This is a genomic window from Cupriavidus sp. 291-E7 (genome assembly GCF_057798835.1).
This window is the reverse complement of sequence record NZ_JBYOJV010000003.1, coordinates 463,082-476,286: the sequence shown is the minus strand read 5'-3', so window position 1 is coordinate 476,286 and position 13,205 is coordinate 463,082. Positions and strand designations below refer to the sequence as shown.

The 13,205-nt window shown below is 63.8% G+C and carries 15 protein-coding genes; 3 read left to right on the top strand and 12 right to left on the bottom strand.

Features of this window, described 5'->3' with window-relative positions; all coding sequences use genetic code 11:
• Positions 1-126: 126 nt before the first annotated feature.
• Positions 127-882: a TerC family protein gene (locus tag AC3FLX_RS08175; RefSeq protein WP_488695451.1), complete on the top strand. Its 756-nt coding sequence runs from the start codon at positions 127-129 to the stop codon at positions 880-882.
• A gap of 15 nt (positions 883-897) precedes the next feature.
• On the opposite strand, the gene AC3FLX_RS08170 is transcribed toward AC3FLX_RS08175, so the two are convergent.
• The 6 genes from AC3FLX_RS08170 to AC3FLX_RS08145 all read right to left on the bottom strand — a co-directional run bounded on the left by AC3FLX_RS08170 (position 898) and on the right by AC3FLX_RS08145 (position 5,737).
• A complete protein-coding gene (locus AC3FLX_RS08170) occupies positions 898-1,629 on the bottom strand; it encodes an amino acid ABC transporter ATP-binding protein (protein WP_488695449.1) in 732 nt (243 codons plus the stop codon).
• Positions 1,610-2,266, bottom strand: a complete 657-nt coding sequence (locus AC3FLX_RS08165; protein WP_488695447.1) for an amino acid ABC transporter permease — start codon at positions 2,264-2,266, stop codon at positions 1,610-1,612. The genes AC3FLX_RS08170 and AC3FLX_RS08165 overlap by 20 nt, the downstream gene beginning before the upstream one ends.
• Positions 2,263-2,931, bottom strand: a complete 669-nt coding sequence (locus AC3FLX_RS08160; RefSeq protein ID WP_488695445.1) for an amino acid ABC transporter permease — start codon at positions 2,929-2,931, stop codon at positions 2,263-2,265. Before AC3FLX_RS08160 ends, AC3FLX_RS08165 begins: the two co-directional genes overlap by 4 nt.
• A gap of 22 nt (positions 2,932-2,953) precedes the next feature.
• The gene (locus tag AC3FLX_RS08155) at positions 2,954-3,721 is read right to left on the bottom strand and encodes a transporter substrate-binding domain-containing protein (protein WP_488695626.1); all 768 of its coding nucleotides are present in this window, start codon (positions 3,719-3,721) and stop codon (positions 2,954-2,956) included.
• A gap of 57 nt (positions 3,722-3,778) precedes the next feature.
• Positions 3,779-4,564 (bottom strand): GntR family transcriptional regulator, encoded by a 786-nt coding sequence (locus AC3FLX_RS08150; RefSeq protein ID WP_488695444.1) that lies wholly within the window; start codon positions 4,562-4,564, stop codon positions 3,779-3,781.
• 156 nt (positions 4,565-4,720) lie between these two features.
• Entirely contained in the window at positions 4,721-5,737 is a 1,017-nt protein-coding gene (locus AC3FLX_RS08145; protein ID WP_488695442.1) for a 1-aminocyclopropane-1-carboxylate deaminase, read from the bottom strand.
• A gap of 220 nt (positions 5,738-5,957) precedes the next feature.
• Between AC3FLX_RS08145 and AC3FLX_RS08140 the strand changes: the two genes are divergently transcribed.
• Both AC3FLX_RS08140 and AC3FLX_RS08135 read left to right on the top strand, forming a co-directional pair.
• Entirely contained in the window at positions 5,958-6,419 is a 462-nt protein-coding gene (locus AC3FLX_RS08140; RefSeq protein ID WP_488695625.1) for an Lrp/AsnC family transcriptional regulator, read from the top strand.
• A gap of 121 nt (positions 6,420-6,540) precedes the next feature.
• Positions 6,541-7,626, top strand: coding sequence for a maleylacetate reductase (locus AC3FLX_RS08135; protein WP_488695623.1), 1,086 nt, complete (start codon positions 6,541-6,543; stop codon positions 7,624-7,626).
• Positions 7,627-7,636: 10 nt separating this feature from the next.
• Here AC3FLX_RS08135 and AC3FLX_RS08130 read toward each other — a convergent pair whose 3' ends face one another.
• From AC3FLX_RS08130 to AC3FLX_RS08105, 6 genes are all read right to left on the bottom strand, one after another.
• A complete protein-coding gene (locus AC3FLX_RS08130) occupies positions 7,637-8,671 on the bottom strand; it encodes a LacI family DNA-binding transcriptional regulator (protein WP_488695441.1) in 1,035 nt (344 codons plus the stop codon).
• A 65-nt stretch (positions 8,672-8,736) separates the two neighbouring features.
• Positions 8,737-9,711 (bottom strand): tripartite tricarboxylate transporter substrate binding protein, encoded by a 975-nt coding sequence (locus tag AC3FLX_RS08125; RefSeq protein WP_488695621.1) that lies wholly within the window; start codon positions 9,709-9,711, stop codon positions 8,737-8,739.
• Between the two features lie 45 nt (positions 9,712-9,756).
• Positions 9,757-10,821, bottom strand: coding sequence for a porin (locus tag AC3FLX_RS08120; RefSeq protein WP_488695619.1), 1,065 nt, complete (start codon positions 10,819-10,821; stop codon positions 9,757-9,759).
• A gap of 126 nt (positions 10,822-10,947) precedes the next feature.
• Positions 10,948-11,298 carry a cupin domain-containing protein gene (locus AC3FLX_RS08115; RefSeq protein WP_488695439.1) on the bottom strand — a complete coding sequence of 117 codons (351 nt, stop codon included), beginning with the start codon at positions 11,296-11,298 and terminating at the stop codon, positions 10,948-10,950.
• Complete coding sequence (locus AC3FLX_RS08110; RefSeq protein WP_488695437.1) at positions 11,295-12,272, bottom strand: quinone oxidoreductase family protein; 978 nt, start codon at positions 12,270-12,272, stop codon at positions 11,295-11,297. The genes AC3FLX_RS08115 and AC3FLX_RS08110 overlap by 4 nt, the downstream gene beginning before the upstream one ends.
• 37 nt (positions 12,273-12,309) lie before the next feature.
• Entirely contained in the window at positions 12,310-13,194 is an 885-nt protein-coding gene (locus AC3FLX_RS08105; protein WP_488695435.1) for a beta-keto acid cleavage family enzyme, read from the bottom strand.
• Positions 13,195-13,205: the final 11 nt, after the last annotated feature.

The following is a 13,205-nucleotide window of genomic DNA, read 5'->3' as shown; positions in this document are numbered from 1 at the left end:
CTGGCCTGCAGTGCACGCTGTACCGCCTTCGCGGGCGCCAAGGTGTGCGCTACCATGTGGGCTGTTGTCCCCTTGCGGGCCGCCTCCCGGCCTGTCGCTCACCGTCCCCGGAGATCTGGAGTCCGCATGGAAACACTGCTCGCACTGGTACGCGATCCTTCCGCCTGGGCCGCCCTGGCCACGCTGGTCGCTATGGAGATCGTGCTCGGCATCGACAACCTGATCTTCATTTCCATCCTGACCAACAAGCTGCCCGAAGAAACCCGGGAAAAGGCGCGGCGTATCGGTATCGGCCTGGCGCTGATCCTGCGGCTGGCCCTGCTGGCGACCATTGCAGTCATCGTCGCCCTGACCGAACCGGTTTTCACGATCCTGGGCAAGGGAATTTCCTGGCGGGACATCATTCTGATCGCCGGTGGCGCCTTCCTGGTCTGGAAAGCCACGCGGGAGATCCACCAGCACGTGGCGCCGGAGCCGGAGCATGAGGACGAAGCGGCCAAGGCCCGCGCGGTACCGGGTTTTGCCGCCGCCATCGGGCAGATCCTGGTGCTGGACCTCGTGTTCTCGATCGACAGCATCATCACCGCGGTCGGCATGACCGATCACGTGCCAATCATGTTCGTGGCCGTGATCGCCGCCGTGACCGTGATGCTGGTGGCCGCCACGCCGCTGGCCAACTTCATCAACCGCAACCCCACCATCGTCATGCTGGCGCTGGCCTTCCTGATCATGATCGGCATGACGCTGATTGCCGACGGTCTCGGGCATCACGTGCCCAAGGGCTATATCTATACGGCGATGGCGTTCTCGACGGCCGTGGAAGGGCTGAACATGGTGGCGCGGCGGCGGCGCGAGAAGGCGCGGGGCAAGAGCGCGGCCTGATCGGCCGCGACGCGATCAGGCTTCGACCATTCCCAGGAATTGCTGCAGCTCGGGCGTCTGCGGCCGGCTGAACACTTCGTCCGGTGCGCCGATTTCGTGGACCTTGCCCTGATGCATGAAGACCACGCGGTCGCACACCTCGCGTGCAAAGCGCATTTCGTGCGTCACCATCAGCAAGGTCATGCCGTCGGCGGCCAGTCCGCGCACGACCTGCAGCACCTCGTTGACGAGTTCGGGGTCAAGCGCCGACGTGATTTCGTCGCATAGCAATGCGGTCGGTTGCATCGCCAGCGCGCGCGCAATGGCAACCCGCTGCTGTTGACCACCCGACAGCTGATCCGGATACGCGTCGAACTTGGCGGAAAGCCCGACCCTCGCCAAATTCAGCTCGGCCAGTTCACGGGCCTTGGCCTCCGGCACGCCCTTGACGATCATCGGCGACAACATCACGTTGCGCCCCGCGCTCAGGTGCGGAAAGAGATTGAACTGCTGGAAGATCATGCCCACCTTCAGCCGCAGCGCACGCAATTGCAGCTCGCTGTCGGCCAGATGGGCGCCCGCCACGGTGATGGCGCCTGAATCGATGCTCTCCAGCCCATTGATGCACCGTAGCAACGTGCTCTTGCCCGAACCGCTCTTGCCGATGATGGCGATGACCTCGCCCGGTTCCACGGAAAGCGATACGCCCTTCAGGACCTCGTTGCTGCCAAAGGACTTGCGAACCTGATCAATGGCGATGAGCGGCATGAAATTTCCTCTCCAGCATCTTGCTGTATTGCGAAAGCGGCCAGCACAGCGCGAAGTACATCAGCGCCACGGCGGCATATACGGTGAACGGTTGGAACGTGGCGTTCACGATCATCGTGCCCGCCTTGGACAGCTCGGTGAAACCGATGATCGACGCCAGCGCGGTACCCTTGATGACCTGGACGCCAAAGCCGACCGTCGGCGCCACGGCAATCCGCAGGGCCTGCGGCAGTACCACGTAGCGCATCTGCTGCACATAGTTCATGGCCAGGCTGCCCGATGCCTCCCACTGGCCACGCGGAATCGCTTCCACGCAACCGCGCCAGATTTCGGCCAGGAAGGCGGACGTCCAGAACGTCAGCGCCAGCCCCGCGGCCAGCCATGCCGGCACCTCGATGCCGAACAGCGCAAGGCCGAAGAATGCGAGAAATAGCTGCATCAGCAGCGGCGTACCCTGGAACAGCTCGATATAGGCCTGCGCCAGTCGCCTCGCCCACGGCCGCTTGCCGGTGCGCATCAGCAACACCAACAGGCCGACGATGCCGCCACCCGCAAATGCCACCAGGGAAAGCAGTACCGTCCAACGCGCCGCCAGCAGCAGGTTGCGAACGATGTCCCACGACGAAAACTCGATCATCCCGCCCTCCGCGCAAAAAGCTGCCTGCCGATGCCGCGCAGCAACTGCCGCAGTGCGATCGCCAGCAGCAGGTAGATCGCCGTGCTGACCAGATATACCTCGAAGGCGCGGAAGTTACGCCCCTGGATAAAGTTGGCCGCATACGTCAGGTCTTGCGCGGCGATCTGCGAACAGACCGCCGAACCCAGCATGACGATCACCACCTGGCTGGACAGCGCCGGCCAGATCTTCTGCAGCGCCGGCCGCAACACCACATGCCTGAACACCTGAAACGGTGACATGGCCAGGCTCGCCCCCGCCTCGAACTGGCCGCGCGGCGTGGCGGCCAGGCCCGCGCGAACGATTTCGGTCCCGTACGCACCCAGGTTGATGACCATCGCCAGCGATGCCGCCACCATTTCGGGCAGATGCACGCCAAGGCTGGGCAGGCCGAAGAAGATGAAGAACAGCTGGATCAGGAACGGCGTGTTCCGGATCAGCTCCACATAGGTGCTGACGACGGCGCGCAACCACGCTGGTCCCTGGGTCTTGGCCCAGGCACCGGCCACGGCGACGGCCACGCCGAGCACGCCTCCCGTGAGCGTGAGTTGCGCCGTGACGGCGATGCCCTTGAGCAGCACGTCGGTATAGTCCAGCACCGACACGAAATCGAACGCGTAAGCCATGCTTGTATCAGGCGTGCGCGTATCAGAGCTGTGCCGGCAGCGGGCGCAGCAGCCACTTGATCGACAGCGTGTTCAGCGACCCATCCTTCTTGGCTTCCGCCAGAATGGCGTTGACCTTGTCCTGCAGCGCGCGCTCGCCCTTGTTCATGCCGATGAAGCACGGCGAATTCTTGATCAGGAACTTGGTCTCGGGTGCCTTGGGCGGATGCTTGGCGATCAGCGTCGATGCCACGACGTTGCCGGTGGCGATCAGTTGTGCCTGGCCCGACAGGAACGCCGAAATCGTGGCGTTGTTGTCTTCATAGCGCTTGATGATCGCGCTGGACGGGGCGATCTTGCTCAGTTCCAGGTCTTCCACGGCGCCGCGCGTGACGCCGACGGTCTTGCCCGCCAGATCGGCCGCACTCTTGACCGCAAGATCCGCCGGCCCGAACACGCCATTGAAGAACGGTGCATAGGCTTCGGAGAAGTCGAGCACTTTCTCGCGCTCGGGATTCTTGCCCATGCTGGAGATCACCAGATCCACCTTGCGCGTCTGCAGGTACGGCACGCGGTTGGTACTGGTCACGGGCACCAGTTGCAGCTTCACACCCATTTTCTTGGCCATCAGCGCGGCCACATCGATATCAAGACCCTGCGGTGCCATGTCGGCACCGACCGAGCCGAACGGCGGGAAATCCTGCGGCACTGCCACGCGCAGCACGCCTGCCTTGGTGACGTCCGCCAGCGTGTCGGCATGCGCCTGCATCGGCAAGGCGGCGACGCAGCATCCGGCCAGTGCGGCGATCATCAGGCCGCGACGAGAGAACTTCGTGATTGCTTTGACATGAAACATCGCGTGATTTCCTCAGTTTCGAAAGGGAGATGAAGGAGACGAAGGGGACGAAGCGTTGTCCGCGGAATCATCCGCGGCGGGAAAAGCAGGATCTGGCCGGCTGGCCGGAGCGACCGGTGCCAGCGCCTGGCGCAAGTGGGCAAGCGGATCGGCGGGACCCACGGCGTCCAGGCTCGTATGCACCTCGGACAGGTGCTCGGTCATCAGGCGTGCGGCCAGCGCACCGTCGCCTTCGACCAATGCGTTGACGATGTCTTCGTGCTGACGGCACGAGCGGCCGGCATCGTCGGCAGACTGGTTGCGGCTGGCCACCAGCGTCGTGCGCGCGGTCAGGTCGCGCAGCGTGTCGACCAGCAGGCCATAGCCCAGCGACGCGCACAGGCAAACGTGAAAATCGCCAAGCAGAAAGCTGCGCACGCTGGCGTCTTCGCCACCGAGCGCAGCCTTTTCGCGTGCGATATGGACTTTGAGTGAATGGATGGCCTGCGTGCTCGGCGGCCGCTCCGGACTGATCTCGCGCAGCAGCCCGGTTTCGATGATGCGGCGCGCATCGAATGCCGACCGGATATCTTCGGCGCCCGGTTCCACCAGGAACCAGCCCCGCCGCGCGCTGACTGTCACCATGCCACGGGCCGCCAGCCGCGACAGCGCTTCACGCACCAGCGTCCGGCTCACGCCAAACAGCGTGGCAAGTTCCTGCTCCCCCAGGCGGGAGCCTGGGAGCAGCTTCTGGCCAAGCATTGCCTCGGTAATGCGGTTGGCAATGTCGGCGGGAGAGTTATCGTTCGTTGCGTTCACGGCAACCACTTGAGCAAGTGGTATGCCATGCTTGTATGCAAGATTTGTCGCCAAAAAGAGGCGTCAGCGGCGGCCGAATGGGGCCGAACGGGCCGCCGCAGTCCCCGAAGCGGGGCATCGCGCACCATCGCGGCGCGCGATGCGGGCGCGCCAGCCTCAGCCGTTGCGGAACAGGAAGCTGTAGGCGCTCAATGCCGGCGCGCCGCCCAGATGGGCGTAGAGCACGCGCGATCCGGCCGGGAACTCGCCTCGCCGGACCATATCGATCATCCCGTGCATCGATTTGCCTTCGTAGACCGGATCGGTCATCACCCCTTCGTACCTTGCGCAGGTGCGGATCGCTTCCAGCGTGCCCTCCGACGGCAGGCCGTATTCAGGACCGGCATAGCGCGTGTCGAGCACGACATCCGCATCAACGATGTCGCGGTTCAGTTCCACCAGCCCCGCCGTATGCTTTGCGATGCGCAGGATTTGCGCGCGGGTCTGCTCGGGCTTGGCCGAAGCGTCGATGCCAATCACGCTGTCAGCGCGGCCGTCAGCGGCAAAGCCCACCACCATGCCGGCCTGCGTGCTGCCCGTCACGGAGCACACGACGATGTAGTCGAACTTGAACCCGAGTTCGGCTTCCTGCGCGCGTACTTCCTCCGCAAAGCCGACGAAGCCGAGGCCGCCTAGCGGATGCTCGGAGCAGCCGGCGGGAATCGGATACGGCTTGCCACCCGCCTGCCGCACGCTTTCCATCGCCTCTTCCCAGCTGCGGCGGATGCCGATGTCGAAGCCGTCGGCTACCAGCCGCACATCCGCGCCCATCATGCGCGACATCTGGATGTTGCCGACGCGGTCATACACGGCGTCGGAATAGTTGACCCAGTTTTCCTGCACCAGCACGCATTTCAGCCCCAGATGCGCGGCAACGGCAGCCACCTGACGTGTCTGGTTGGACTGGATGCCACCGATGGACACCAGCGTGTCGCAACCCTGCGCCAGCGCGTCGGGAATCAGATATTCGAGCTTGCGGGTCTTGTTGCCCCCAAAGGCCAGGCCGCTATTGCAGTCCTCCCGCTTGGCATACAACTCCACCTTGCCGCCGAGGTGATCGGACAGCCGCTTCAGTGGCTGGATCGGTGTAGGGCCAAACGTCAGCGGATGGCGAGCAAAGCGCTTCAGATTCATGGTGGCAACTCCAGGTTGAGGGGGTGATCCCCGGTGGACTCAATGCTAGAAAAAAAGCCACGAAACGTGCTTGCAAAATCCAATCTTTCTAAACACTATTAATAGACGACTACGCATCCTTTCCTTTAAATATTCCGCTGCCGTGCCTATTAAAGAAACAAAATTTCGCAGCAAATCCAGCCAGCCTGCCTCGCCGGACGCCTCGTCCGCCGCGCCGCATATCGACGCACTGGATCGCGCCGACAAGGCGATCCTGCGCGCCCTGCAGCGCGACGCATCGATCTCCAACGTCGCATTGGCCGCCAAGGTCAACCTCAGTCCGCCAGCGTGCCTGCGGCGCGTGGAGCGGCTGAAGGAAATGGGCCTGATTCGCGGCATCGTGGCGTTGCTGGATCCGAAGGCGCTCGATGCCGGGATGCTGGTGATGATCGGCGTGGTGCTTGACCGCTCCACGCCGGAATCGTTTGCGCAGTTCGAGACCGCCGCGCAAAAGGTGTCCGGCTGCATGGAATGCCACGTCGTCACCGGCGAATTCGACTACTTCATGCTCGTGCGCACAAAGGACAGTGACAGCTTCAATCGTCTGCACGCGGAGCAGTTGCTCTATCTGCCCGGTGTGCGGCAAATCCGCTCGTTCATGGTTCTCAAGCAGGTGTTGTCGACGACGCAGTTTCCGATTTGACGACCACGCACCAATCGATGCGGCCATCACTGCCATCCGGTCTTTGCAGCCAATGCAAAATGGCCCGACAATGATCCGCTCTCAGCAAGACGCCCTCCCCGCCGTCATGACAACTTCCGCCATGCAACCGTTCGTCTATCAGACGTATCCTCAACGCGTCGTGTTCGGCCCTGGCAGCCTTGCACGGCTTGCCGATGAAGTCGACGCGCTGGGCGCCCGCCGCGCTCTGGTGCTTTGCACGCCCGGCCAACGCCATCTTGCCGAACGCGTGGCAGCGCTGCTTGGCGCGCGCTGCGCGGGCATTTTCGATGGCGCGGTCATGCACGTGCCCGTCGAGCAGGCGCGACGGGCACGCGAGATTGCCGCCGAGTGCGGCGCCGACTGCTCCGTCGCCATTGGCGGAGGATCGACCATCGGCCTGGGCAAGGCCATTGCATTGGAATCGAGCCTGCCGGTGATCGCCATCCCCACCACCTACGCGGGCTCCGAGATGACGCCGATCTATGGCCTGACCGAAGCTGGCCGCAAACGCACCGGCCGTGACCCGCGCGTGCTGCCAAAGACCGTCATCTATGACCCCGAGCTTTCGCTGGCGCTACCGCCCGCCATCAGCGTGACGAGCGGCATGAATGCCATCGCCCATGCCGCCGAAGGGCTGTACGCCTCGGACCGCAATCCGGTCACGCAATGGATGTCGCGCGATGGCATTGCCGCGCTCGGGCGAGCGCTACCGGTGATCGCCAATCCCGCGTCCCCTGCCGACGCGCTGCGCGATGCCCGCACCGATGCGCTGTATGGAACCTGGCTGTGCGGTGCCGTGCTGGGCAGCGTGACCGTGGGGCTGCATCACAAGCTGTGCCACACCCTGGGCGGCACGCTGAACCTGCCACACGCGGAAGTTCATACGATCGTCCTGCCGCATGCGTTGGCCTATAACGCTCCGGCCACGGCGCAGGCCATGACGGCCATCGCCGAATCGCTGGGCGCGACCCACGGCGATGGCCCACGTGCGGTGTTTGAACTGGCCAGTTCGCTCGGAGCGCCCAGGTCCCTGCGGGAACTGGGCATGTCGCACGACGACATCGAGATCATCTGCACACTCGCGCTGCGCGACCAGTATCCCAATCCTCGTCCGCTGGCGTACGACGGTATCCGCGATTTGCTGGAAGACGCATTGGAAGGCAGGCCGCCGCGCGTCGCTCGCTGAACCCGCGCGCCTAGGCTGCGGGTCTGGGCGCTGCCGTGGACCCGCGCACGATCAGCTCCGGGCGCAACTCGACCACGACCGTGGCGGTGTGAGGTTTGTCGATCTGGCGCAGCAGCAGCTCCGCTGCCTGTTCGCCCATGTCGTGGACGGGAATGCGGACTGTGGTCAGCGGCGGCGTCAGTGCATCGACGAAAGGCATGTCGTTGTGGCCGACCACGGAGACGTCTTCGGGACAACGAACGCCCTGCTCACGCAGATAGTCGTAGCAGCCCATCGCTACAAGGTCGTTGCCTGCCGCGATGGCGGTCAGGCATGGCAGCGCCTCAAACAATTCGGCGCACGCCTTGCGGCCGGCGTCGCGCCCGTAGCCATCGGCCTCCACGACCATGAATTCGTTGCGCTTTAGCCGATGTTGCTTTACCGCCTGGAGGAATCCCTCCTTGCGCAGATAACCGGTGGACGTGCTGGCCGGTCCAGCGATGTGGCCAATGCAGCGGTGTCCCAGCGACACCAGGTGATCGACGGTGAGCTGCATTGCCAGCAGACTGTCACTGACCACGCACGACGCTCGCCCGGTGTGCTCGCCACGATTCACCATCACCACCGGGATGCCAACTTTCAGGCAATAGTCGAGCAATGGATCGTCACGCTCGGCAGTGGCCAGGATCAGCCCTTCCACCTGCCTGGCCAGCATCTGGTCGATCACGAAGCGCTGTCGCGTGCGATCTCCCCCTGCGTTGACGACGATCGGCACGTAACCCTGTTTGGCAAGCACCGCCTCGATTCCAGCCAGGATTGGCGGAAATACCGGGTTCGCGATGTCGGGCAGGATCACGCCAATCAGTCCCGAGCGCTGGGTGCGCAACCCCGCCGCAATCCGGTTGGGCCGGAAGCCGCGCAGCTCCGCCAGTTTCAGGATCCGCGTGGCCACTTCTTCCGCCACGAGATGGCGGGTGGCGGGGTTCATGACGCGCGACACCGTGGAATAGTGGACATCGACCTCGGCGGCCAGGTCTTTGATGGTCACACGCTTGCGTTCGGGCATGGGCGGCGGACGCCAGGTTGGCAGTTGGTAATGCGCCATTCTAGCGTCAGCCGCCTGCTTGCCGGTTACTCGCCGGCCCGCACACCCGATTGCTTGACCACGGGTGCCAGTTTGCCGATTTCCGCCTGGATATAGCTGGCGAATTCCTGCGGTGTGCTGGTGCGCGGCTCGGCACCCTGCGCGGCCAGGCGTTCGCGCACGTCGGGCGATGCCAGCGCCTTGCCGATCTCGGCGTTGAGCGCGTTGACGACCTCCTTGGGCGTACCCGCTGGCGCCAGCACACCAAACCACGAATCGAACGCATAGCCAGGCAGGCCCGATTCCGCAATGGTCGGGATGTCGGGCAGCGCACCGGCGCGCTTGGGCGTGGTCACGGCCAGCGCACGCAGCTTGCCCTGCTTGACGAACGGCATCGCCGACACGGTTGGGGCAAACATCATGTCTCCACGTCCGGCCATCACATCGGTCAGTGCCTCGCCTGTGCCCTTGTACGGAATGTGCATGATGTCGATACCCGCCTGCATCTTGAACATCTCGCCGCTCAGATGCGTGGAACTGCCCGAGCCAGCGGAATTGAAGTTCATGGAGCCGGGCTTTGCCTTGGCTGCGGCAACGACGTCACGGACCGATTTATAGGGGCTGGCGGCATTGACCACCAGCACGTTTGGCACGGAGGCCACCAGCGATACCGGTGCGAAGTCCTTGAGCGTGTCATAGCCGAGTTTGGGATACAGCGTGGCGTTGATGGCGTGGCCCACCGACACCAGAATCAGCGTGTAGCCGTCCGGCGCCGACTTTGCCACCGTGGTGGCGCCAAGCGTGCCGCCCGCGCCGGGGCGGTTGTCGACCACCACCTGCCAGTGGCCGGATTCACCCATCTTGGTGCCGACGATGCGCGCCAGGATGTCAGTGGCGCTGCCGGCCGAGAACGGCACGACCAGGCGGATCGGCTTGGCCGGATATTGCGGCTGCGCCGCGGCCTGCGTTGCCAGGGCCGCGGCCGCAACGAAAGTGAGCGCGACAAGGGGGCGAAAAATCATTCGGGTCATGATTGTCTCCTCGCAATGCGATGTCAGGTCCAGGCGTCAGAAGAAGTGCCGCATGCCGAGCGCAAACGTCTGCGGATCGGCACCGGCGCTAACGCCGAGTTCATTGATGGCGAAGTCGTAAATCGCGTTCTTCTTGTTGTTGATGCGGCTGTAGTAGGCATACAGCGCCGTGCGCTTCGACAGCGGATAGTCGTAGCCGACCGTGAACTGCGTCGCGCCTGTCTCCGTGCCGCTGCGGAAGAAGCCGATCGTGTCGGTGGATGACCCGGTGCCGTTAGGCGCAAACGCAAAGCCCACGCGCACGCTGCCCGGCCCCAGCTTCTGCACCAGCGATGCGTAGTAACCATTGCGCTGCAGGTCTCCCGTATCGGTGCGGTAGTGCAGGTGCTCGTAGAGCGCGGCAATCCTCGTTCCTGGAAACAACTGGTACGCCAACCCCACCTTCAGCGCATCGTCGTTGCGGCCCGCCGCCTGGTAGTGCTGATGGATTTCGTACGCCACGGTTGCGTTGAGCGGACCGCGCTCATAAACCACCGCCGCCGAGTACAGCGCGGGATTGCGCGGCACAGTCGTTTTTTCCTCGGGCAGCCCCCAGCCCAGCCAAATGCTGGCGCCTGCCAGTTGCGGGGAGCGGTACTGGATGATGTTCTTCTGGCGCCGGTCGAAAGAGCTGGTGTCCTGCACGTTGTCGGAGCTGGATGTCGACCCGTTGCCGATCAACGCCATATAACCGGCGGTGGTCGGGTAGTACGGATCGAAGCCGGCCGTCGATTCGGTGTAGGGCGTTTGCCAGTGGCCCATGAACAGCAGTCCGTACTCGCCCTGCAGGCCGATGCGCGAGTTGCGGCCCGCGATCTGGCCCTGGCCGGTATCGAGCGAAACATTGCTTTCGATCTGCCAGACGGCCTTGAGCGAGCCGCCCAGGTCTTCTTCTCCACGAAAGCCGAACACGGAACGGTTGTTGGTCACCCGTGCCGTGCCGCCGAGTTTCGTGCCGTCCGTGGCGGTGCTGGCGCGCGAATACTCGATTGCAGTGTTGAGCCGGCCGTAGATCGTCACACCGTTTTCCGCGATGGCGTCCGTCGCGATACCCGCCGACATCAGCGCAATCGGGATAACGTGGCGTCGTCTGAGCGTCCTTTTTCTTTGCATCTGGGGGTCTCCTCTATGTAGTTATGGATGCAGGTGATCCCGGAACTGCAAACGTTTGCAAATCCGGGGAAAAAATCACGGCGCGGCGGCTGGCAGGTAAGGCATGGCTAGCAGGAGCATGGCCGGAAGATTCGAAAGATTCCTTACCTGGCGAGCTTCTCCTGGCGCCAGCCGCACGGAATCGAACCGCTGGAGCACGGCTTCCTCGGTGGGGGTACGCACGCTGACCTCCCCTTCCAGTACGACGTAGTGCTTTTCGACCGGCGAGGCATCGAGCGACGTATGCCCGCCCGGCAGGATGATCGACACGCCCATCCACAGCGCCTCGGACGCTCCGGCCTCGTGTCCTTGCAGCCGCAAGCAGTGCATGCCTTCGTGATTGGCGGGGAAGTACGCCGGCGCCTGGGCAAATCGGGTGGTATTCATGGCTTCAGCACCACACGTTCCAGCGCCCCGAGCAGTACGGTGCGATAGGCGTCCCCGGCATCTGCCAGCGCATACGTGTACTCAGGTAGCACGGGGAATGGCTTCAGCGCGCCGGAGGCGAACATCGGCGCCAGGGCATCGAGAATCTTCGCGCATGCCACGCTGTCCAGCGCGAGCGTATCGACACCCACATACGTATGTTGGCCGCGATAAAACGCAAAGATGTCGAACGGCACCAGTTTTTCGATTGTCGAGATAAAGATCTGCGTGGCGCCGATGGACATGGCCATGTTTGCCCGCTCGAAATATGGGCTGCCCACGGTGTTGTAGACGATGTCGGCACCGTGACCGCCGGTTTCATCACGGACCACGGCGGAAATGTTTTCCCGGCTGGCATCGATCATGCGCACGGCGCCGCTGGCATGGCCGCGATACGGTTCATCGCCGCGCTCCACCGCAAACACGCGCGCGCCAAGTGCAGTGGCGATCTGAATCGTAGCCTGGCCAACCTTTCCGTTGCCGCCGCACACAAGAACGACGCTGTCCGCCGTCGGCATGCCCGCGCGACGCAGCCCTTCATACGCGGTAATGAATGGCACGCCTACCGCACCGGCTTCCAGCAGGGACAGCGTGGCCGGTTTTTCACGCACGGCCTCGACGCCAATGCGCAGGTACTTGCCGTGCGTACCGTCACGACGGATGCCCAGCTCGCCGCCACTGCCCCAGACCTGTCGTCCGATCCACTGGCTGGGACCGTCGATGACAACGCCCGCGTAATCACGGCCTGGCGTGCGCGGCCAAATGGCGTGCGGCATCATGCCAAGCGTTGCCTTGACGTCGCTCGGGTTGACGCCCGCGCTCGCTACTTCGATCACGCACTGGTCTTGCCCCGCTTCGGGACGCGGCAGTCCCGCCAGTTCGAGTTCGAGCGAGTCGATATCGGAAGCCTTCTGATGAACCTGAATGGTATTCATGGTGATGATGTCTGCGTGGAAATGAAAATGAGTGGGATCAGGCGTTGCGCAAACCCAGCGTCGTGCGTGCTTCGGATGCCGATGCAATGTCGCCGCCAAGCGATCTGACGATGTCGCGCGCCTTGGCCACCAGCGCGGCATTGCTGGGCGCAAGCACTCCTTTTTCCAGGTAGATGTTGTCCTCCAGCCCTACCCGCACATGCCCGCCCGCCAGCCACGCCTGCGCAACGATCGGAAACTCGGCGCGACCGATGCCGAACGCGGACCAGTTCGCGCCTTGCGGCAGCATGTTCCGTGCGTAGAAGATCGTCTCGGGTGTGGGGGCGAAACCGTATTTCACGCCCAACACGAAGGTCCACAGGCCCGGACCGTCGAGCACGCCCTCCCGAATGAAATCGAGCGCCATGTTCAGGTCGCCCGAGTCGAAGATTTCCAGTTCGGGCATGACGCCCGCCTTGCGAATCTCGGCCGCCATCTTGCGTACATTGCCTGGCGTGTTGATGACGACGTCCGCACCCGAGTTCATCGTATTCAGGTCGAGCGAGCAGACGTCGGGGCGCAGCGCCACGATGTGCTCGATGCGCTTGAGCGGATGCAGCAGCGTGGTGCCGGGCGCGGCCACGCGCGGATCGTTTTCGTCAGGAACGAAGCGCCCGCCGGGCCCCGTTGTCAGGTTGATGATCAGGCTGCGGTTGCGCGCCCGAATGCGGTCGACTACGTCCGCGTAGTAGTCGAGCGACATCGACGGGCGCCCGGTCTCCGGGTCCCGCACGTGAATATGTGCCACGGCGGCACCCGCCTCGGCTGCTTCCAGCGCGGCCGTTGCGATCTGTTCGGGCGTGATGGGAAGCCCCGGATGTTGCTCGGGCGTGACGATATTGCCGGTCACCGCGCAGGTGATGATCGTTTTACGTGAATGCATGAGTCAGTGGA

What these genes read in the sequence shown, in the direction of transcription:
- AC3FLX_RS08175 (WP_488695451.1), top strand. Translation starts at nt 127, where the DNA reads ATGGAAACACTGCTCGCACTGGTACGCGATCCTTCCGCCTGGGCCGCC.
- AC3FLX_RS08170 (WP_488695449.1), bottom strand. Translation starts at nt 1,629, where the DNA reads ATGCCGCTCATCGCCATTGATCAGGTTCGCAAGTCCTTTGGCAGCAAC.
- AC3FLX_RS08165 (WP_488695447.1), bottom strand. Translation starts at nt 2,266, where the DNA reads ATGATCGAGTTTTCGTCGTGGGACATCGTTCGCAACCTGCTGCTGGCG.
- AC3FLX_RS08160 (WP_488695445.1), bottom strand. Translation starts at nt 2,931, where the DNA reads ATGGCTTACGCGTTCGATTTCGTGTCGGTGCTGGACTATACCGACGTG.
- AC3FLX_RS08155 (WP_488695626.1), bottom strand. Translation starts at nt 3,721, where the DNA reads ATGATCGCCGCACTGGCCGGATGCTGCGTCGCCGCCTTGCCGATGCAG.
- AC3FLX_RS08145 (WP_488695442.1), bottom strand. Translation starts at nt 5,737, where the DNA reads ATGAATCTGAAGCGCTTTGCTCGCCATCCGCTGACGTTTGGCCCTACA.
- AC3FLX_RS08135 (WP_488695623.1), top strand. Translation starts at nt 6,541, where the DNA reads ATGCAACCGTTCGTCTATCAGACGTATCCTCAACGCGTCGTGTTCGGC.
- AC3FLX_RS08130 (WP_488695441.1), bottom strand. Translation starts at nt 8,671, where the DNA reads ATGCCCGAACGCAAGCGTGTGACCATCAAAGACCTGGCCGCCGAGGTC.
- AC3FLX_RS08125 (WP_488695621.1), bottom strand. Translation starts at nt 9,711, where the DNA reads ATGATTTTTCGCCCCCTTGTCGCGCTCACTTTCGTTGCGGCCGCGGCC.
- AC3FLX_RS08120 (WP_488695619.1), bottom strand. Translation starts at nt 10,821, where the DNA reads ATGTCGGCGGGTATCGCGACGGACGCCATCGCGGAAAACGGTGTGACG.
- AC3FLX_RS08115 (WP_488695439.1), bottom strand. Translation starts at nt 11,298, where the DNA reads ATGAATACCACCCGATTTGCCCAGGCGCCGGCGTACTTCCCCGCCAAT.
- AC3FLX_RS08110 (WP_488695437.1), bottom strand. Translation starts at nt 12,272, where the DNA reads ATGAATACCATTCAGGTTCATCAGAAGGCTTCCGATATCGACTCGCTC.
- AC3FLX_RS08105 (WP_488695435.1), bottom strand. Translation starts at nt 13,194, where the DNA reads ATGCATTCACGTAAAACGATCATCACCTGCGCGGTGACCGGCAATATC.